The organism is Halomonas koreensis (assembly GCF_031451675.1).
Taxonomy (GTDB): domain Bacteria; phylum Pseudomonadota; class Gammaproteobacteria; order Pseudomonadales; family Halomonadaceae; genus Halomonas; species Halomonas koreensis.
The window spans coordinates 33,479-52,381 of the sequence record NZ_JARWAK010000007.1 but is presented as its reverse complement, the minus strand read 5'-3'; the positions used below and the strand labels follow the sequence as shown (position 1 = coordinate 52,381).

Here is an 18,903-nt window from a genome sequence, read left to right as displayed (position 1 = left end):
GATGACCGCCGCGTCCTCCTCCCTGGAAGCCTGGCTGGCGCGGCTGGAGGCCGCCCACCCGGTGGACATCGACCTCGGCCTCGAGCGGGTGGCCGAGGTCGCTCGCCGTATGGGGCTGTGCGACGGCCCGGTCGCCGGCCGGGTGATCAGCGTGGCCGGCACCAACGGCAAGGGCTCCACGGTGGCCATGCTCGAGGCCCTGGCCCGGGCTCACGGCCTCCGCACGGCCACCTACACCTCGCCGCACCTGCTGCGCTACAACGAGCGGCTGCGCCTGGACGGTCGCGAGGCCGACGACGCCGCCCTGGTGGCCGGCTTCGAGGCGGTGGAGGCCGCGCGCCTGGACGGCGAGCCCATCAGCCTGACCTACTTCGAGGCCGGCACCCTGGGGGCGCTGCACGCCATCCGCGACCATGCCCCCGACCTCGCCATCCTCGAGGTGGGGCTGGGCGGCCGGCTCGACGCCGTCAACGTGATCGACGCCGACGTGGCGGTGGTGACCACCATCGCCCGGGACCATGCCGCCTTCCTGGGCGACGACCTGGAGGGCATCGGCCGCGAGAAGGCCGGCATCCTGCGTCCGGCTCGCCCGGCGGTGCTCGGCAGCGAGCGCCTGCCGGCGAGCGTGCGGGCCACCGCCGAGGCTCTCGGCGCGCCGGTGCACGCCCTGGGCGAGGCCTTCGCCCGGGCGCCGCATGCCCGGGGCTGGACCTGGCGCGGCCACGAGGCCGGCGGCCGGCCCCGGGAGCTGGCCGGCCTGCCCGATCCCGGCCTGCCGCTGGACAACGCCGCCACCGCCCTGCAGGCCCTGGCGCTGGCCGGCATCGAGCCTGAGCCGGCGGCCTGTCGCCGCGCGCTGGCCGACGTCGCGCTGCCCGGCCGCATGCAGTGGCGCGGCCGGTGGTGCCTGGACGTGGGCCACAATCCCCATGCCGCGGCGTACCTGGCCGCGCGCCTGGCCGACCGGCCCTGCGAGGGGCGCACCGTCGCCCTGCTGGGCATGCTCGCCGACAAGGACGCCGAGGGCGTGATCGAGGCCCTGGCGCCGGCGGTCGACGCCTGGCTGCCGGTCGGCCTCGAGGGCGATCGCGGCCGTTCCGCCGACGCGCTGGCCGCGCTGCTCGAGGCCCGGGGCGAGTCGCTGCTGGGGCGCGCCGCGTCGCCGGCGGCGGGCGCGGCCTGGCTCGCCGCGCGGCTGGAGCCCGCGGATCGGGTGCTGGTCTGCGGTTCCTTCTTCACCGTGGCCGGCGTGCTGTCGGCCTGGGGACGCGACGCCAGCGAGGGAGCGCCATGAAGTACGGATTGCGAGAGCGGGTCAGCGGCGCGCTGATCCTGGCCGCCCTGGGGGTGATCTTCGTGCCCCTGCTGTTCGACGAGCCGGCGCCGCGCGAGGACCGGCCCGCCCCGACCCTGACCATCGAGCAGCCGGTGGAAGTGGCGCGGCGCCAGCCGGCGGAGCCGGCCCCGCCGGCGTCGCTGTCCCCGGAAGAGGACCGGGGCGGCGAGGCGCCGGACGAGGGCGAGGCCAGCGCGGCGCGGCCCGAGCCGACCCCGGCGCAGGAGGCCGGCGACGCCGCGCCCGGCGAGGCGGCGCCCGATGTCTCCGCGGAGGCGGCGACGACCTCCGAGGCCCCGGTGGAGGAGACGCCGGCGGAGGCTCCCGCGGAGGAGGCGACACCGGCGGATCCCATCGCCGAGCTGGCCCGGGCCGCCGACGCCCGGCTGGGTCAGGCGGGGCAGGGCGGCGAGGCCGTGCCCGGCGGCCAGTGGGCCGTGCAGGTGGGCAGCTTCGGCGAGCCGGACAACGCCGAACGGCTGGAGGCCCGGCTCGAGGCGGCCGGCTTCCCGGCCTATCGGCGGCCCCGCGGCAACGACCTGACCAGCGTCTACGTGGGCCCCTACGGCACCAGCGAGGTGGCCGAAGACGTCATGGCCCGGCTCAAGGCCGGCGAGAACCTTCAGGGCCTGCTGGTGGAGGCGCCGTGAGCGGCCTGACCTGGCTCGACTGGGCCTTCGTGGCGGTGCTGGCGGTGACCGGCATCGCCGGCCTGGTCCGCGGCCTGGTGCGCGAGGCCCTGGGCCTGGCGGTCTGGGTGGCGGCCCTACTGGCGGCCCGCTGGCTGGCGGCGCCGCTGGCCGATCGGCTGGACGGGCTGATCGACAGCCCCGACGGCCGCCTGGTGCTGGCCTTCGTGCTGGTGGTGCTGGGCGTGATCCTGGCCGGCGGGGTGATCATCCGGGTGATCCATGCCGCCGTGGAGTGGGTCGGCATGGGGCTGTTCAACCGGGTCGCCGGCGCCGCCTTCGGCCTGGCCAAGGGCGGCGCCATCCTGGTGGTGGCCACCCTGGTGATCGGCCTGACCCCACTGGAGCAGCTCCAGGCCTGGCAGCGGGCGGCCCTGCGTCCCGCCTGCGTGCAGCTCAAGGACTGGGCGATCGGTCGGCTGGCCGCCTGGGAGGGCCAGCTCCCGGTGTCGCCCGCATCCCTCGGCGATCTCCCTCCCGCGCCCTCGGCGGACGCCGAGTCGCGGGACGCGATCGCCACCCCCTGACATGATTCGAGGCGACGGCCGGCGAGCCGCCGCCCCCCAAGGCAAGCGAGGTAAGGTGTAATGTGCGGTATCGTGGGCCTGATGGCCAAGCAGGCGGTGAACCAGGGGATCTACGATGCCCTGACGGTGCTCCAGCACCGGGGCCAGGATGCCGCCGGCATGATGACCTGGCACGACGGGCGCTTCCTGCTGCGCAAGAGCAACGGCCTGGTGCGCGACGTCTTCCATACCCGCCACATGGCGCGCCTCAAGGGCAACCTGGGCATCGGCCACGTGCGCTATCCCACCGCCGGGTCGTCCAGCGAGGCGGAGTCCCAGCCGTTCTACGTCAACTCGCCCTACGGCATCAGCCTGGCCCATAACGGCAACCTCACCAACGCCGATCAGCTCAAGCAGGAGCTGTTCTCCTCCGACCTGCGCCACATCAACACCAGCTCCGACTCCGAGGTGCTGCTCAACGTCTTCGCCCACGAGCTGGGCAAGCAGGGGCCGCACCTGGCCCCGGGCGACATCTTCGACGCCGTGCGTCGCGTGCATCGCCGCTGCCAGGGTGGCTATGCCGCGGTGGCGATCATCAACGGCGTGGGCATGGTGGCCTTCCGCGACCCCCACGGCATCCGCCCGGTGGTGTTCGGTTCCCGCGACGAGGGCGAGGGCCAGGAGGTCATGATCGCCTCCGAGTCTGTGGCGCTCGATGTCGGCGGCTTCGAGCTGCACCGCGACCTGGCGCCGGGCGAGGCGATCTTCGTCGACATGGCCGGCGAGATCCACACCCAGTCGTGCGCCGACGCGCCGCGGCTGGCCTCCTGCATCTTCGAGCACGTCTACCTGGCGCGCCCGGACACCCTGCTCGACGGCGCCTATGTCTACGGCACCCGCATGGCCATGGGCCGCAAGCTCGCAGAGCGGATCCTGTCCGAGTGGCCGGACCACGACATCGACGTGGTGATCCCGATCCCGGACACCTCGCGGACCTCGGCCCTGGAGCTGGCCCAGCACCTGGGGGTGACCTACCGCGAGGGCTTCATGAAGAACCGCTATATCGGGCGGACCTTCATCATGCCGGGGCAGACCCAGCGCAAGAAGTCGGTGCGCCAGAAGCTCAACGCCATCGACATCGAGTTCAAGGGCAAGAACGTGCTGCTGGTGGACGACTCCATCGTGCGCGGCACCACCTGCAACCAGATCATCCAGATGGCTCGGGAGGCGGGCGCCAAGAACGTCTACTTCGCCTCCGCCGCGCCCCCCGTGCGCTATCCCAACGTCTACGGCATCGACATGCCGGCGGCCAGCGAGCTGATCGCCCACGGCCGCACCGAGGCCGAGGTCGGCGAAATGATCGGCGCCGACCGCATGATCTACCAGGATCTCGAGGACCTGAAGGCGGCCTGCCGCGAGGTCAATCCGGCCCTCCAGGAGTTCGACTGCTCGGTGTTCGACGGCCGCTACATCACCGGCGACATCGACGACGCCTACCTGGCCGCGCTGGAGGCGAGCCGCAGCGACGACGCCAAGTCGCAGCAGAGCGCCGGCGACCACGCCCTGGTGGGCATGCACAATCAGGAAGACGACATCGACTGACGGGAGTCCGGCATGCACGACGACAACCCTGCGGACGCCTGGGGGCTCGATACCCTGGCGATCCGCACCGGCCACCATCGCACCGCCGAGCAGGAGCACGGCGAGCCGATCTTCCCGACCTCGAGCTTCGTCTACGGCAGCGCCGCCGAGGCGGCGCGCAAGTTCGGCGGCGAGGAGGCCGGCAACGTCTACTCGCGGTTCACCAACCCCACCGTGCAGACCTTCGAGCGTCGGCTGGCGGCCATGGAGGGCGGCGAACGCTGCGTGGCCACCAGTTCGGGGATGTCGGCGATCCTCGCCACGGCGCTGGCGCTGCTGCAGGCCGGCGACGAGATCGTCGCCTCGCGTTCGCTGTTCGGCTCCACGGTGAGCCTGTTCGACAAGTACCTGGGCAAGTTCGGCATCACCACCCGCTACGTGGAGCTCTCCGACCTGGCGGCCTGGGAGGCGGCGATCACCCCGGCCACCCGGCTGCTGTTCGCCGAGACGCCCTCCAACCCGCTCTCCGAGGTGGCCGACATCGCGGCGCTGGCCGCGCTGGCCCGGCGCCACGATGCCTGGCTGGCCATCGACAACTGTTTCCTGACCCCGGCCCTGCAGCGCCCCATCGCGCTGGGCGCCGACCTGGTGATCCATTCCGCCACCAAGTACCTGGACGGTCAGGGACGGGCCGTGGGCGGCGCCGTGGTGGGGCCCGACAAGGCCCTGGAGGAGGTCTTCGGGGTGGTGCGCACCTGCGGTCCCTGCATGAGCCCCTTCAACGCCTGGATCTTCACCAAGGGACTGGAGACCCTGAGCCTGCGCATGCAGGCGCATTGCGCCAACGCGCGGCGGCTCGCCGAGTGGCTCGAGGCTCACCCGGCGGTGGCGCGGGTGCACTACAGCGGGCTGGCCGACCATCCCCAGCATGCGCTGGCGGCCCGCCAGCAGCGGGATTTCGGGGCGGTGCTCGGCGTCGAGGTCGAGGGCGGCCGCGAGGGCGCCTGGTCGGTGATCGACGCCACCCGCATGCTGTCGATCACCGGCAACCTGGGCGATGCCAAGACCACCATCACCCATCCCGCCACCACCACTCACGGCCGGCTGTCCGACGACCAGAAGGCCGCCGCCGGCATTCGCGAGGGGCTGATCCGCATCGCGGTGGGCCTCGAGGACATCGCCGACATCCAGGCCGATCTGGCCCGGGGCCTGGACGTCCTGGCCGCCTCCCCGGGGTGACCCCGGCGCCCGGATGGCTCGCCTGGCGCGAGCCCCGCGGCGATCGCCGGCCGCCGATCCGCTTGTCCGCCTGCCGTCCGGGCGGCGGCGCTCGGATTTTTCCGAACGAAACATTCACATTTTTTCAGCGGACCCGTCTCTTCGCCTCGGGTAGGCTTGCCCTTCGATTCGTGACGACAGGGAGCGACCATGTGGCGTAACTCGACCACCGGATGGGGACTGATCAGCATCCTCCTGCACTGGCTGAGCGCGCTGGCCTTCGTCGGGCTCTTCGTGCTGGGCTGGTGGATGACCGGGCTCGACTACTACGACGGCTGGTACAACCTGGCGCCCTGGTGGCACCGGTCCCTGGGCATGCTCGTGCTGGCCGTGACCCTGGCGCGCCTGGCCTGGCGCTTCATCCAGCCGTCGCCGGCGTTGCCGGGCGGGCGCCTGGAGCGTCTCGCCGCGCATCTGGGCCACGTCGGGCTCTATGCCCTGATGCTGCTGGTGCTGGTCAGCGGCTACCTGATCTCCACCGCCGAGGGCGACGGCATCGGGGTCTTCGGGCTGTTCGAGGTCCCGGCGCTGATCAGCGACCTGCCCGATCAGGCCAGCCTGGCCGGCATGGTGCACTGGTACGCCGCCCTGGCGCTGATGGGCCTGGCCGCCGGCCATGCCCTGGCGGCGCTCAAGCACCACTGGCGAGATCGCCAGGACACCCTGGTCCGCATGCTGTCGTCGCGTCATGTCCATTCCCGCCGCTGAGGCGGGATCATCCTCCGTGAATCCACGCAAGGAGCAACCGATGTTCAAGAAGACCGCCCTGACCACCGCCCTGGCCGCCGCCGCCCTGGTGCCGCTGTCCCAGGCCCAGGCCGCCGACTATGTCATCGACACCGAGGGTCAGCACGCCTTCATCCAGTTCAAGATCAGCCACCTGGGCTACTCCTACATCCTCGGCAGCCTCGAGGAGTTCAGCGGCGAGTTCAGCTACGATCCGGAGAACCTGGCGGCCTCGTCGGCGAGCCTGGAGGTCGACGTCTCCAGCCTGACCAGCAACCACGCCGAGCGCGACAAGCACATCAAGAGCGACGACTTCCTGAACGTCGCCGAGTACCCGACCGCCCGCTTCGCCTCCACCGGCTTCGAGCCCACCGGCGAGGATCAGGGCGTGCTGACCGGCGACCTGACCCTGCACGGCGAGACCCGCGCCATCGAGATGCCGGTGACCCTGCTCGGCGAGGGCGAGGATCCCTGGGGCAACTATCGGGCCGGCTTCGAGGGCAGCACCACCCTGACCCTGGCCGACTACGGCATCGACATGTCCAGCTTCCCCGAGCCCATGCACGAGCTGGAGCTGTACGTGACCTTCGAGGGCATTCGCCAGTAAACTCCCCGGCGTCGCCCCCTCTAGCATCCCGGCCGCGCGCCGGGATGCGTCGTTATGGGGCAGCGTCGTCGCCGGGAGGGCAGGGTATGACAGGGAAGCGCAGGAGCCGCCTGAGGGCGGCAGGGGCACTGGCGATACTGGCCTGGCTGGCGATGGCGGGCCTGCTGTGGCACGCCCAGTGGCTCGCGGCCGGCCTGCTGGCCGCCACGGGCCTCGCCCTGGCGGGCCTTGCCGCCTTCGTCGGGTTGAGCCGCCCCGCCGGCGCCGACGACGAGCTCACCCGGCTGCAGGCGCGCTGCGGCGATCGGCGCTTTCGCGTCCTGCTGGAGGGACTGTCCGGCGTCGCCGTCCAGGGCTACGACCGCCACCGGCGGGTGGTGTTCTGGAACCAGGCCAGCACCCGGCTCTATGGCTACCGGCCCGAGGAGGCCCTGGGGCAACGCCTCGAGGCCCTGATCGTTCCCGAGGCCATGCGCGAGGCCGTCATCCGGCGTCACCGCGACTGGGTCGGGCACGGCATCCCCATCCCCGCCGAGCGGCTCCGGCTCCGCCATCGCGACGGCCATCCGGTCGAAGTGTATTCCTACCATGTAATGCTCGATGGCGACACCGACCAGCCGGTGATGTTCTGCGTCGATGTCGGCCTGGATGTCCGGCCCCCCTCGGCCTGACCCCCCGGGAGAATGAGCTATGCTGTGAGAGCCGTCTGATGCTTATGCATCAGGAGACTCATGCCCCGTCGGCGCGACGCCGACGACGCCGAGAGGTGCGCCATGCGCGGGCGGTTCGTCGAACGGATGCGCGAAGGGTGGTCGCGTGCCCTCGGGGGCCGGCGCGTGGCCCGACAGCGGGGAGAGCTGCGGGCGATCCGGCGCCTCCACCACGAGAGCGAGCAGCGCTTCCGCGCCTTGCTGGAGAGCCTGCCCCGGGTGGCGGTGCAGGGCTATGATCGCGAGCGGCGGGTCATCTACTGGAACGCGGCCAGCGAACGGCTCTACGGCTATACCGCCGAGGAGGCCATGGGCCGCCGGCTCGAGGAGCTGATCATTCCCGCCGCCATGCGCCGGCCGGTGATCGAGGCCCACCGGGCCTGGATCGAGCAGGGCAGGGAGATCCCGGCGGAGGAGCTGGAGCTGTGCCACCGCAGCGGCGAGCCGGTGCCGGTCTTCTCCCACCATGTCATGCTCGGCGAGCACACCGAGCGGCCGCTGATGTTCTGCGTCGACGTGGACCTCTCCGACCAGAAGCAGGCCCACCGCGACCTGGCGTTCGCCCACCGCTTCGATCGGCTGACCGGGCTGCCCAACCGCCAGGCCTTCGAGGCCGATCTCGACGCCCTGCTCGAGCAGTGCCGGCACCGGGACCTTCAGCTGGCGTTGATCTATCTGGATATCGATCACTTCGTCGAGATCAACGATGCCCTGGGCTATGCACAGGGCGACCGGCTGCTGATCGAGCTGGCGCAGCGGCTGCGTCGCCATCAGCGGGCCGGCGACCTGATGTCGCGGGTGTCCGGCGACGAATTCGTGATGGCCTTCCCCGGGGTGTTCCGGGAGACGGACCTGAGGCGGCTGGTCGACAAGGTGCGCACGGCGTTTCGCCGCCCCTTCGCCCTGGACGACGGCGAGCGCCTGGTCAGTGCCTGCCTGGGACTGAGCCGGTTTCCCGCCCACGGCGACACCGCCCGGGAGCTGATCCGCAACGCCGATGTGGCCAAGAACCGGGCCAAGCTGGATGGCCGCGGCAGCGTGCAGGGCTTCCACCAGCATTTCCATGATCAGCTGCTTCGCCGGCATCGCCTCGTCGATCGCCTGGCGCGGGCCATCGAGCGTCACGAGCTCCGGCTCCATTACCAGCCGCAGGTGGCGCTGGTCGATGGCCGCCTCGCGCACCTCGAGGCGCTGCTGCGCTGGGAGCCCGACGACGCCGAGCCGGTAGCGCCGGGGGAGTTCATTCCCCTGGCCGAGCACGCCGGGCTCATCGATCGGCTGGGCGACTGGGTCATGAACGAGGCCTGCCGCCAGCAGGCCGAGTGGCGGGCCGCGGGCGTCGACGGGATCAGGGTCGACATCAACCTGTCCGGCAGCCAGGTGCTGGGCGGCGATACCCTGCGTCGCCTGGAGGCCTGCGTGTCTCGCCATGGGCTGTGTCCCGCCGACATCGGCATCGAGCTGACCGAGAACGTCCTGATCGCGGCCGATGAGCGCGTGCTGGCCGGCCTCCGCCACCTGCGCCGGCGGGGAGTGAGCATCGCCATCGATGACTTCGGCACCGGCTATTCGTCGCTGAGCTACCTCAAGCATCTGCCGGTCTCGGCCCTGAAGATCGACCGCACCTTCGTTCGGGATGCCACGCGGTCGGCGGAGGATCGGGCCATCCTGGAGGCCGCGGTGTTCATCGGCCAGCGTCTCGGGCTCGAGGTGGTGGCCGAGGGCGTGGAGACCGCCGAGCAGCTGAGCCTGCTGCGCGAGATGCGCTGCGAGCTGGCCCAGGGCTATTTCCTGCATCGCCCTCGGCCGGCCGAGGCCCTGCTCGACCTGATGAGGGACGCCGTCGTCGATGCCCCCTGAGGCGCGCGGTCACATCGCGTAGAATGGCGGCCTTCCATGTCCCGCCGGAGTTTCCCGTTGGCAGATCGCGCCCCTTCCCCGCCTTCGCTCGCCCCGGCCCTGTGGCGGCAGACCTGGCCCATGGCCATCGGCGTGCTGGCGCTGCTGGGCTTCCAGCTGATCGACAGCGTCTTCATCGCCCGACTGGGGACCGCGCCCCTGGCGGCCCAGTCCTTCACCTTCCCGCTGTCCTTCCTGATCATCGGGGTCCAGGTGGGCCTGGGCATCGCCATCGCCGCCCTGATCTCCCGCGCCCTGGGGGCCGGGGACGCGCCGCGCGCCCGGCGCCTGAGCGGCCTGGTGCCGGCCTTGGGGATCCTGGTGATCGCCCTGTTGGCGCTGGGCCTGTGGGCGGGCCAGGAGCCGATCTTCCGGCGGCTTGGCGCCGCGCCGGAGGTGCTGCCGCGGATCCGCGCCTACTGGGGGCCGCAGTTGATCGCGGCCTGGCTGGGAGCGGCGCTGTACTTCGGCTACAGCCTGTTCCGGGCGCATGGCGACACCCGCCTGCCGGGCACCCTGATGGTGGTCACCAGCCTGACCAACCTGGTCCTCGATCCGCTGCTGATCTTCGGCGTCGGGGGATGGTCGGGCCTCGGGCTGCCCGGGGCGGCCTGGGCCACGGTGCTGTCCTTCCTGACGGGGCTGGTGGTGCTGGGCACGCGGCTTTTGCGCACCGCCTGGCTGACGGTCGAGGGGCTGGCCGGCGAGGCGCGGCGTTCGCTTCGCGACCTGCTGGGCATCGCCGGGCCGGCCATGGTCGGCCAACTGATGCCGCCCCTGGCGGCGATGCTGGCGGTGGCGGTGGTGGCGCGCCTGGGCGAGGCCCAGGTCGCCGCCTGGGGGCTCGCCAGTCGCCTGGAGACCGTCTCGCTGATGGCGGTGCTGGCCATGACCATGTCGCTGCCGCCCTGGCTGGGGCGCTGCTACGGGGCGGGCGACTGGCCCCAGGTGCATCGGCTGATGCGCCTGGCGCTGCGGGTGGCGGTGGCCTGGCAGCTGGCGCTGGGGCTGTGCCTGGCCCTGGCCGCCCCCTGGCTGGCCGGCGTGCTGGCGGGCACCGGCGAGGTCCGCGCCGACCTGGCGGTGCTGCTGCGCTGGCTGCCGCCCAGCTATGCCGCCCTCGGCGTCTGCATGCTGGTGGTCTCGGCCGGCAATGCGCTGGGCTGGCCGCTGCGCTCGATGCTGCTGTCCGCCGCGCGCCTGTTCGTCTGCTATCTGCCGTGCCTGGCGGCGGGAGCCTGGCTGGGCGGCCTGCCGGGATTGGCCGCCGGCGCGGCCAGCGGCAACCTGCTGGCCGGGCTGGGGGCCTGGGCCCTGTTGCGCCGCACCCTGGCGAGCCCGCGCCGCAACGCAATAGATGAATCATCTAAAAACATTGCTTGAGGTGTTATTAATAATTGCTATCAATGAAAAATTTGAAGTTTGTTCGATAGAAATAAAAAAATAATAGTTAAATCCTCTATTTTACTCCTCCTATACTCGTGACTCGTTCCGCCCGGCGCATGCGCCGGGCGTCGTATTGCCCGCCGTCAACAAGCACAAGGGGGAGAGCATGAAGGTCCTGATTCTCGGCAGTGGCGTGGTCGGCGTCACCAGTGCCTACTATCTGGCCCGGCAGGGGCACGAGGTCACCGTGGTGGATCGCCAGGCCGCCCCCGCCATGGAAACCAGCTACGGCAACGCCGGGCAGGTCTCCTTCGGCTTCTCGTCGCCCTGGGCGGCGCCCGGCATCCCGCAGAAGGCCGTCAAGTGGATGTTCCAGGAGCATGCGCCGCTGAAGATCCAGCCGCGCATGGAGCCGGCGATGGCCCGCTTCATGATGAAGATGTTCGGCAACTGCAACGCCGAGCGCTATGCGGTCAACAAGGAGCGCATGGTGCGCATCGCCGAGCACAGCCGCGCCTGCATCGACGCCCTGCGCGCCGACACCGGCATCCGCTACGAGGATCGCCAGCGGGGGCTGCTGCAGCTGTTCCGCCATGACGGCCAGGTGGAGGCCGTGGCCAAGGACATGAAGGTCCTCGAGCAGTGCGGCGTGCGCCATCGGCTGCTCGATGCCGACCAGATCAGCAGCGCCGAGCCGGCGCTGGCCCGGGTGCCGGGCAAGTTCGTCGGCGGCCTGCATCTGCCCGACGACCAGACCGGCGACTGCCATCTGTTCACCAACCGCCTGGCGGACTACTGCCGCGAGCGGCTGGGCGTGAGCTTCCGCTTCGGCGTCGACATCCAGCGCATCCGCCGCGGCAACGCCGGGATCGAGGGCGTGATCACCAGCGCCGGCGAGCTCGCCGCCGACGCCTACGTGGTCTGCCTGGGCAGCTACTCCCCCTTCCTGGTCAAGGACCTGGGGATCCGCCTGCCGATCTACCCGGTCAAGGGCTACAGCCTGACGGTGCCGGTGACCGACGACGGCGGGGCGCCGCAGTCGACGGTCATGGACGAGACCTACAAGGTGGCGATCTCGCGCTTCGACGATCGCATCCGGGTGGGCGGCACCGCCGAGCTGGCCGGCCATGACCTGAGCCTGCCGTCGAAGCGCCGGGCGACCATCGACATGGTGGTCCGCGATGTCTTCCCCGAGGGCGGCGATGTCGATCGGGCCGAGTTCTGGAGCGGCCTGCGTCCCATGACGCCGGATTCGACTCCGATCGTCGGCGCGACCCGCTACGACAACCTCTGGCTCAATACCGGCCACGGGACCCTGGGCTGGACCATGAGCTGTGGCAGTGCCCAGCTGCTGGCCGACCTGATGGCCGAGCGCACCCCGCGGATCGATCCCCGCGGGCTGGACGTGTCGCGCTACGCCGCCTGAGGCGACCGCCGTCCCGCGACGACCTCGAGGGCCCCGCCGGCGACCGGCGGGGCCCTCGTCGTGTCAGGCGGCGTCGCCGGCCGCGGCCGCTCGGGGCACGGACCTGGCGCGGTGCTGCCAGGCCGCGACCAGGAAGAGGGCGGCCATGCTCAGGTAGCCCAGGGCGAAGTCCGGGGCGGCGTTCCAGGCGATCGCCGGCGCGTGCATCAGGCCGACGAAGGCGAAGCCGGCGGCCAGGGTGGCGAAGACGGCGGCGCGGCGGAAGCGGTGGTCGATCAGCGAGGCGGCGATGGCGCCCAGGAACAGCGCCATGAACATGGCGCCCTGGCCCATGGCGACGATGCCGCCGGAGATCTCGGCCACCACCTCCTCGGCGCCGCGGTTGAAGCGGGTCATCAGGTAGTTGGCGAAATAGGGCAGCATGGCCAGGGCCACGGCCGGATAATGGCGCGGCTCGTTGCTCTGGAAGGCGGTGGCGATCATCGAGACGCCCACGAACACCAGGATCGGCGCCACCACCGAGACCGGGATCAGCGCCGCCAGGGCGGCGATCAGGCCGAACATGGTGGCCAGGCCGTAGACCGCGCCGTTGAGCAGGCTGTAGCCGCGGCCGGCGCCCATCCACTTGGCGCCCACGGTGGCGATGTAGACGGTGGTGGGGAAGGCGCCGCCGAACAGCGCGCCGAGCATGGTGCCCACGCCGTCGATGGCCTGGCACTCGCGGACGTCATAGGCATCGCCGGCGGCCGCCATGGCCTCGACGTTGTTCATGGTCTCGATGGCGTTGTAGAGGGTGATCGGCAGGACCACGGCCAGCAGCCCGAGCAGTCCGGTGAACAGCAGGCCCAGGCCCTCGAACCAGGCCAGGCCCGGGACGAGGGGATAGACGCCCAGGTGGGTGAAGGCGTCGGCGAAGCGCGCGCCGTCGGCGTCCCCGATCAGGTAGGCCATGGCGGTGCCGAGGACGATGGCGACCAGCGAGGCGGGCAGCCGGAAGGGCATGGTGACCCGGGCGATCAGCCCCAGCAGGATGATCGCCAGCACCAGCAGGCCGATCACCGGCGCCTCCAGGGTCTTGAACAGCATCTCGCCGGCGATGAAGGTCAGGGCGACCCCCGCCACGGCGCCGAGCATCGCCGCCCGGGGCAGGTGGCGCTGGACCCAGCGGCCGATCAGGCTGATCGCGGCCTCGACGGCGCCGCTGACGAAGCAGGCCGCCGCCGCGACCTTCCAGGCCATCTCGGGATCGCCGGTGAGCTGCTTGGCCGGCAGCAGCACGCCGAACAGGAAGACGAACATCACCGGGGTCGAGATGCCGTAGGACAGCGCCGTGACGTCGCGGCGCCCCTCCCGGCGAGCCAGCCGCGCGGCGCTCCAGGCGTAGTAGAAGTTGCCCGCCATCACCGCCACGGCGGCGCCGGGAAGCACCTGGCCGAACACGATCGACGCCGGGAAGTCCATGCCCAGCAGGGTGATGGCGATGATGACGAAGTTGGCGATGTTGTTCTGGAACAGCGCGAAGAAGGCATCGGTGTCTTCCTTCCGATACCAGGGATAGTGCAGGGGGGATGCCGCCATGGTGAATGAGACGCCTCGGATCGGCGGGGCAGGGGGTGTCGTCCTGACCGGCCGGTCAAGCGGCGGCCGGTCCGGGAGCGCCGCTCGGGCGCCCCGTATCCCCGGCGGCGAGCCGGGGATTCTACTTGATTCGGCGGCGTTTTTCCCGCCGAACGCACGACGCCCGGGTCGGGGACCCGGGCGTCGTGCGTCGAAGGCGTCGACCGATCAGTTGACCGCGGCGATGGCCTTGGCCAGGTAGGGCAGGTTCTCGTGGGAGAAGCCGGCGACGTTGGCGCGGCCGGAACGCACCATGTAGATGCCGAACTCGTCGCGCAGCCGGTCCACCTGCTCCGGCGTCAGGCCGGTATAGGAGAACATGCCGCGCTGCTCGGCCACGCAGGCGTACTTCTGGTCCAGCCCGTAGGGCTTGAGGGCCTCGACGAACTCGCGCCGCAGGGTGTTGATGCGGTCGCGCATCTCGGTGAGCTCCTCGCGCCACACGGCTGCCAGCTCCGCGGAGTGCAGGATCTCGGAGACGATGGCGCCGCCATGGGCCGGCGGGTTGGAGTAGTTCTCCCGGGCGACGATGGCCACCTGGGAGCGCACGTTCTCCTTCTGCTCGGCGTTCCGGGCGACCATGATCAAACAGCCGGTGCGCTCGCAGTAGATGCCGAAGTTCTTGGAGCAGGAGCTGGTGACGATCACCTCGTCGAGGTTCTCGGCCAGCAGGCGAACGCCGTAGGCGTCCTCGTCCAGGCCCTCGCCGAAGCCCTGGTAGGCGAAGTCGACCAGCGGCAGCAGGCCGCGCTCCCGGACCACCTCCAGCACCTGGTGCCACTGGTCGCGGGACAGGTCGAAGCCGGTGGGGTTGTGGCAGCAGGCGTGCAGCAGCACCACGTCGCCCTCGGGAATCTGCTTGAGCGCGCCGAGCATGCCCTCGAAGTCCAGCCGGTTGTCGGCATCGACGTAGGGGTACTTCTTCAGGGTGATGCCGGCGGCGGGGAAGATGCCCAGGTGGTTCGGCCAGGTCGGGTCGCTGACCCAGATGGCCTTGCCCGGCAGCTGGCTGGCGATGAAGTCCGCCGCCAGGCGCAAGGCGCCGGTGCCGCCGGGGGACTGGGTGGCGCTGGCGCGGCCGGCCTCGAGCACCGGGGAGCCCTCGCCCAGCACCAGCGGCAGGATGGCCTCGCCGTAGGCCGGGTCGCCGTGAGAACCGATGTAGGTCTTGGTGGTCTCGTTCTTGAGCAGCAGGGCTTCGGCTTCCTTGACCGCGCGCATCACCGGGGTGTTGCCCTGGGCGTCACGGTAGACACCGACGCCGAGATCGACCTTCTGGGGGTTGGTGTCCTTCTTGAAGGCCTCGATGAGCCCGAGGATGGCATCCCCGGGAACCCGCTCAATTTGCTCGAACATTTACTTCGCTACCTCGTCGGTTCTGGCGGCTAGGATGAAATCGTTCTTGTGCAGGCCCTTCATCTCGTGGGACCACCAGGTCACGGTGACCTTGCCCCATTCGGTGAGCAGGGCGGGGTGGTGGCCCGCTTCCTCGGCGATCTCGCCGACCGCGTTGGTGAACGCCAGGGCCTGGCGGAAGTTGCGGAACTTGAAGGCCCGCTCCAGCTGCATGATGCCATCGCGCTCGACGATCTGCCACTCGGGGATGTCCCGGCGGAACTGCTCGATCTCGCCCTCGGTGACGTGGGGGGCGTCCCAGCTGCAGGCCTCGCACTGCTGTTCGGAAAGCTCGCTCATGATGACTCCTGGTTGTCGTCGGTCGTCGGGGTGGAAGCAGGGCTGTCGCCGTCAGTGTTACCGCCAAGGGGCGATCCGTCGACAGGTCTGCGGAAGGGCCATGCCTCTCTCCGCCGCTGCCGACGCCAGATCCGACGGCGATAGCCCCGTGGGCGAAGGGATCAGGCGCCGGCGGCCTCGGCCGGCTTGGGCTTGGGCGGGAAGCGCGGCTCGAACAGGCCGAGCGCCATCGCCTCGTGGACCATGCCCATGATGTCGCGATTGGCCAGGTCGTGCAGGGTCTCCAGGCCGTCCAGCACATAGTAGAGCGGCTGGAGGATGTCGATCCGGTAGGGGGTGCGCAGCGCGTCCATGGGATCGAAGGGCGCATGGACCGGGGCGTCGGACAGGGCGTGCAGGGTCTCCTTGGGCGAGGAGATGATGCCGCCGCCGTAGATCCGCCGACCCTGCGGGGTGTCGACCAGGCCGAACTCCACGGTCATCCAGTACAGCCGGGCCAGGTAGACGCGCTCCTTGGGGGTGGCCTCGAGCCCCAGGCGGCCGTAGGTGGCGGTGAACTCGGCGAAGGCCGGGTTGGTCAGCATCGGGCAGTGGCCGAAGATCTCGTGGAAGATGTCCGGTTCTTGGAGGTAGTCCAGCTCCTCCGGGGTGCGGATGAAGGTGGCCACCGGGAAGCGGCGATTGGCCAGCAGCTCGAAGAAGGTGTCGAAGGGGATCAGCGCCGGGACCTGGGCGGTCTCCCAGCCGGTGGCCTCGCGCAGCACGGCGTCCACCTCGGCAAGCTGGGGAATGCGGTCCATCGGCAGGGCCAGGCGCTCCATGCCGTCCAGGTATTCCTGGCAGACGCGCCCGGGCAGCAGTTCCACCTGGCGCTCCATCAGGGTCTGCCAGGTGGCATGTTCCCGGTCGGTCCAGGCGATGTGGCCGTCGGCGTCGGGCATCCTGGCCTGGTAGGCGGTGGTCTTGCCTGTCGGTGCCTTCATGATCTCTCCCTTGGCAGTGTTGGGGTTGTCGTCGTGGCCTTGAGGGACTATCCGGCAGTCTAGGCCGGGCGACCGCCGCCGGGGACGGTCGGGGCGCGCGGGGGCGGCCGCGGGGTGGGGCTGGGCGTAAGGAATTCGTGACGCTTGGCCTTCGTCGCCGCCCGATCCCCGGGCAGGATCGGCATGGTCGGCGTTGTGCGCCCCGTCGTGTCACGTTACCTTTACACGACAGTCACGTCGGGCTGACGCTTTGTGAGCCGCGCGCCCGCCCTTTGCTTCTCGAGTCCGCCATGCGCCTGAGATTTCACTGCCAGAATCGCATCGGTATCCTGCGCGATATCGTCGCCCACTTCGCCGACTACGGGATCAACGTGGCCCACGGCGAGGTCGGCGGCGAGCACGGCAACGCCATCTACCTGCATGTGCCCCGGCTGCTCAACGCCCAGCTGGCCACGCTCCGGCCCGAGCTGGAGCGGGTGCCCGGGGTGTTCGGGGTCCGCCGGGTCAGTCTGATGCCCAGCGAGCGTCGCCACCTGGAGCTCGACGCCCTGCTGTCGTCGCTGTCCGATCCGGTGATGTCCATCGACATGGAGGGGCACCTGGTGGCCGCCAATCGGGCCGCCGGCCAGCTGCTGGGGGTGCGCGTCGACGAGGTGCCGGGGCTGTCCCTGGATCGCTACCTGCCCGACCTGGACCTGCCGTCGCTGATCCGCCGCAACAACGCCCGGGTCAACGGCCTGCGGGTCAAGCTGCGCGACACCGTCTTCCTGGCCGACATCGCCCCGCTGCATCGCGAGCACCAGGAAGACGTGGCCTCCCTGGCCGGCGCCGTGGTCACCCTGCACCGGGCCGATCGCATCGGCGAGCGCATCTACCAGGTGCAGCGCCAGGAGTCGCGGGGCTTCGAGTCGCTGTTCCAGGCCAGCCCCCGGCTGGAGGCCCTGATCCGCGAGGCCCGGCGCATGGCGCCGCTGGACGCGCCGCTGCTGATTCAGGGCGAGACCGGCACCGGCAAGGAGCTGCTGGCCCGGGCCTGCCACCTGGCCAGCCCCCGCGGACAGGCGCCCTTCATGGCGCTGAACTGCGCCGGCCTGCCGGAGTCGATGGCCGAGACCGAGCTGTTCGGCTATGCCCCCGGCGCCTTCGAGGGCGCGCGCCCCGAGGGCAAGCTGGGGCTGCTGGAGCTGACCGCCGGCGGCACCATCTTCCTCGACGAGGTCGGCGAGACCAGCCCGCGGATGCAGGTCAAGCTGCTGCGCTTCCTCCAGGACGGCGGTTTCCGCCGGGTGGGCAGCGACGAGGAGACCTACCTGGACGTGCGGGTGATCTGCGCCACCCAGCAGGACCTGCCGGCGCTGTGCGCCGAGGGCCGTTTCCGCCAGGATCTCTACCACCGCCTCAACGTCCTGACCCTCAACGTGCCGCCGCTGCGCGACTGCCTGGACGGCATCGAGGCGCTGGCGGGGCACTTCATCGATCGCGCCGCCACCCAGATCGGCTGCCCGCTGCCCAGCCTGTCGCCGGCCGCGATCGCCCGGCTCACCGCCTACCACTGGCCGGGCAACGTCCGCCAGCTGGAGAACGTGCTCTTCCAGGCGGTGTCGCTGTGCGAGGGCGGGACCATCGAGCCGGTTCACCTGCGCCTGCCCGACGTCGGCCGGGCCCCCGGGCTGGCGGGCATCGACCTGGACGGCTCGCTGGCCGACATCCTCGGCGAGGTGGAGCGGCGGGTGCTGGCCAGCCTCTATCCCCGGCATCCCTCCAGCCGCCAGCTGGCCAGGCGGCTGGGGGTGTCCCACACCACCATCGCCAACAAGCTCAAGCGCCACGGCATCGGCACGGAGGAGGCGTGAGGGCGCCCTCGGCGGCGGGGCGGCTTCCCCTGTGGCTGAAGCTGGCCTTCGCCCTCTGGGTGGCGTTCTGGGCGCCCATGGTCGCGCTGAAGGTGGGCGTGCAGAACTACCTCTGGCTGTGCAACCTGGCCAACTTCCTGCTGCTGGCGGGCCTGTGGCTCGAGAGCCGCCGGCTGATCTCCATGCAGTGGCTGGCCACGGCGCTGGTGGGAACGCTCTGGGCGCTGGACGCCGGCACCGCCTGGGCGACCGGCTGGCATCCCATCGGCGGCACCGAGTACATGTTCGACGCCGCCACGCCCCTGGGGGTGCGCCTGCTGTCGCTGTATCACCTGGTGCTGCCGCTGGTGGCCGGCCTGGCGGTGTGGCGGCTGGGCTACGATCACCGGGCCCTGGCCTGGCAGACCGGCCTGACCTGGCTGGCGATCCTCGCCGCCCGCTGGCTCACCGAGCCCGGGCGCAACGTCAACTGGGTGGAGGCGCCCTTCGGCGCCGCCCAGACCGCGCTGCCGCCGACGCTGTACCTGGCGGGGCTGATGCTGGCCTGGCCGCTGGTGCTCTACCTGCCGGTGCACCTGGCGACGTCGCGCCTGCTGGCGCGCGCCTGAACC

At 71.0% G+C, this 18,903-nt stretch carries 17 protein-coding genes; 13 read left to right on the top strand and 4 right to left on the bottom strand.

Going from position 1 to position 18,903, the window contains the following annotated elements; translation table 11 throughout:
* Window position 1: 1 nt before the first annotated feature.
* The 11 genes from folC (at window position 2) to QC818_RS09395 (ending at window position 12,144) form a co-directional block, all read left to right on the top strand.
* The gene (gene folC, locus QC818_RS09445; RefSeq protein WP_309652604.1) at window positions 2-1,294 is read left to right on the top strand and encodes a bifunctional tetrahydrofolate synthase/dihydrofolate synthase; all 1,293 of its coding nucleotides are present in this window, start codon (window positions 2-4) and stop codon (window positions 1,292-1,294) included.
* Complete coding sequence (locus tag QC818_RS09440) at window positions 1,291-1,986, top strand: SPOR domain-containing protein (protein ID WP_309652603.1); 696 nt, start codon at window positions 1,291-1,293, stop codon at window positions 1,984-1,986. The genes folC and QC818_RS09440 overlap by 4 nt, the downstream gene beginning before the upstream one ends.
* Window positions 1,983-2,552: a CvpA family protein gene (locus tag QC818_RS09435; RefSeq protein WP_309652602.1), complete on the top strand. Its 570-nt coding sequence runs from the start codon at window positions 1,983-1,985 to the stop codon at window positions 2,550-2,552. The genes QC818_RS09440 and QC818_RS09435 overlap by 4 nt, the downstream gene beginning before the upstream one ends.
* 60 nt (window positions 2,553-2,612) lie before the next feature.
* On the top strand, window positions 2,613-4,133 hold the full coding sequence (gene purF, locus QC818_RS09430; RefSeq protein WP_309652601.1) for an amidophosphoribosyltransferase: 1,521 nt from the start codon (window positions 2,613-2,615) through the stop codon (window positions 4,131-4,133).
* Window positions 4,134-4,145: 12 nt separating this feature from the next.
* Window positions 4,146-5,351 (top strand): O-succinylhomoserine sulfhydrylase, encoded by a 1,206-nt coding sequence (locus QC818_RS09425; RefSeq protein ID WP_309652600.1) that lies wholly within the window; start codon window positions 4,146-4,148, stop codon window positions 5,349-5,351.
* Between the two features lie 189 nt (window positions 5,352-5,540).
* On the top strand, window positions 5,541-6,098 hold the full coding sequence (locus QC818_RS09420; RefSeq protein ID WP_309652599.1) for a cytochrome b: 558 nt from the start codon (window positions 5,541-5,543) through the stop codon (window positions 6,096-6,098).
* A 40-nt stretch (window positions 6,099-6,138) separates the two neighbouring features.
* Complete coding sequence (locus tag QC818_RS09415; protein ID WP_309652598.1) at window positions 6,139-6,723, top strand: YceI family protein; 585 nt, start codon at window positions 6,139-6,141, stop codon at window positions 6,721-6,723.
* A gap of 86 nt (window positions 6,724-6,809) precedes the next feature.
* The gene (locus QC818_RS09410; RefSeq protein WP_309652597.1) at window positions 6,810-7,394 is read left to right on the top strand and encodes a PAS domain-containing protein; all 585 of its coding nucleotides are present in this window, start codon (window positions 6,810-6,812) and stop codon (window positions 7,392-7,394) included.
* A 60-nt stretch (window positions 7,395-7,454) separates the two neighbouring features.
* Window positions 7,455-9,293, top strand: a complete 1,839-nt coding sequence (locus QC818_RS09405) for a putative bifunctional diguanylate cyclase/phosphodiesterase (RefSeq protein ID WP_309652596.1) — start codon at window positions 7,455-7,457, stop codon at window positions 9,291-9,293.
* Between the two features lie 120 nt (window positions 9,294-9,413).
* Complete coding sequence (locus QC818_RS09400) at window positions 9,414-10,715, top strand: MATE family efflux transporter (RefSeq protein ID WP_309652730.1); 1,302 nt, start codon at window positions 9,414-9,416, stop codon at window positions 10,713-10,715.
* Window positions 10,716-10,884: 169 nt separating this feature from the next.
* A complete protein-coding gene (locus QC818_RS09395; RefSeq protein ID WP_309652595.1) occupies window positions 10,885-12,144 on the top strand; it encodes a D-amino acid dehydrogenase in 1,260 nt (419 codons plus the stop codon).
* Window positions 12,145-12,207: 63 nt separating this feature from the next.
* Here QC818_RS09395 and QC818_RS09390 read toward each other — a convergent pair whose 3' ends face one another.
* The 4 genes from QC818_RS09390 to phhA form a co-directional block, all read right to left on the bottom strand.
* Window positions 12,208-13,722 carry an NCS2 family permease gene (locus QC818_RS09390; protein WP_309652594.1) on the bottom strand — a complete coding sequence of 505 codons (1,515 nt, stop codon included), beginning with the start codon at window positions 13,720-13,722 and terminating at the stop codon, window positions 12,208-12,210.
* A 207-nt stretch (window positions 13,723-13,929) separates the two neighbouring features.
* Window positions 13,930-15,117, bottom strand: a complete 1,188-nt coding sequence (locus QC818_RS09385) for an amino acid aminotransferase (protein WP_309652593.1) — start codon at window positions 15,115-15,117, stop codon at window positions 13,930-13,932.
* Window positions 15,118-15,456: a 4a-hydroxytetrahydrobiopterin dehydratase gene (locus QC818_RS09380; RefSeq protein WP_309652592.1), complete on the bottom strand. Its 339-nt coding sequence runs from the start codon at window positions 15,454-15,456 to the stop codon at window positions 15,118-15,120. It abuts the gene before it with no gap.
* A 161-nt stretch (window positions 15,457-15,617) separates the two neighbouring features.
* Window positions 15,618-16,439: a phenylalanine 4-monooxygenase gene (gene phhA, locus QC818_RS09375; protein WP_309652591.1), complete on the bottom strand. Its 822-nt coding sequence runs from the start codon at window positions 16,437-16,439 to the stop codon at window positions 15,618-15,620.
* 290 nt (window positions 16,440-16,729) lie between these two features.
* On the opposite strand from phhA, the gene QC818_RS09370 reads away from it, so the two are divergent.
* Both QC818_RS09370 and QC818_RS09365 read left to right on the top strand, forming a co-directional pair.
* Window positions 16,730-18,292, top strand: a complete 1,563-nt coding sequence (locus tag QC818_RS09370) for a sigma-54-dependent transcriptional regulator (protein ID WP_309652590.1) — start codon at window positions 16,730-16,732, stop codon at window positions 18,290-18,292.
* A complete protein-coding gene (locus QC818_RS09365) occupies window positions 18,289-18,900 on the top strand; it encodes a hypothetical protein (RefSeq protein ID WP_309652589.1) in 612 nt (203 codons plus the stop codon). The genes QC818_RS09370 and QC818_RS09365 overlap by 4 nt, the downstream gene beginning before the upstream one ends.
* Window positions 18,901-18,903: the final 3 nt, after the last annotated feature.

Bases quoted from the DNA above. Each gene is read 5' to 3' on its own strand.
- folC (WP_309652604.1), top strand. From the start codon at position 2: ATGACCGCCGCGTCCTCCTCCCTGGAAGCCTGGCTGGCGCGGCTGGAG.
- QC818_RS09440 (WP_309652603.1), top strand. From the start codon at position 1,291: ATGAAGTACGGATTGCGAGAGCGGGTCAGCGGCGCGCTGATCCTGGCC.
- purF (WP_309652601.1), top strand. From the start codon at position 2,613: ATGTGCGGTATCGTGGGCCTGATGGCCAAGCAGGCGGTGAACCAGGGG.
- QC818_RS09425 (WP_309652600.1), top strand. From the start codon at position 4,146: ATGCACGACGACAACCCTGCGGACGCCTGGGGGCTCGATACCCTGGCG.
- QC818_RS09420 (WP_309652599.1), top strand. From the start codon at position 5,541: ATGTGGCGTAACTCGACCACCGGATGGGGACTGATCAGCATCCTCCTG.
- QC818_RS09415 (WP_309652598.1), top strand. From the start codon at position 6,139: ATGTTCAAGAAGACCGCCCTGACCACCGCCCTGGCCGCCGCCGCCCTG.
- QC818_RS09410 (WP_309652597.1), top strand. From the start codon at position 6,810: ATGACAGGGAAGCGCAGGAGCCGCCTGAGGGCGGCAGGGGCACTGGCG.
- QC818_RS09405 (WP_309652596.1), top strand. From the start codon at position 7,455: ATGCCCCGTCGGCGCGACGCCGACGACGCCGAGAGGTGCGCCATGCGC.
- QC818_RS09400 (WP_309652730.1), top strand. From the start codon at position 9,414: ATGGCCATCGGCGTGCTGGCGCTGCTGGGCTTCCAGCTGATCGACAGC.
- QC818_RS09395 (WP_309652595.1), top strand. From the start codon at position 10,885: ATGAAGGTCCTGATTCTCGGCAGTGGCGTGGTCGGCGTCACCAGTGCC.
- QC818_RS09390 (WP_309652594.1), bottom strand. From the start codon at position 13,722: ATGGCGGCATCCCCCCTGCACTATCCCTGGTATCGGAAGGAAGACACC.
- QC818_RS09385 (WP_309652593.1), bottom strand. From the start codon at position 15,117: ATGTTCGAGCAAATTGAGCGGGTTCCCGGGGATGCCATCCTCGGGCTC.
- QC818_RS09380 (WP_309652592.1), bottom strand. From the start codon at position 15,456: ATGAGCGAGCTTTCCGAACAGCAGTGCGAGGCCTGCAGCTGGGACGCC.
- phhA (WP_309652591.1), bottom strand. From the start codon at position 16,439: ATGAAGGCACCGACAGGCAAGACCACCGCCTACCAGGCCAGGATGCCC.
- QC818_RS09370 (WP_309652590.1), top strand. From the start codon at position 16,730: ATGCGCCTGAGATTTCACTGCCAGAATCGCATCGGTATCCTGCGCGAT.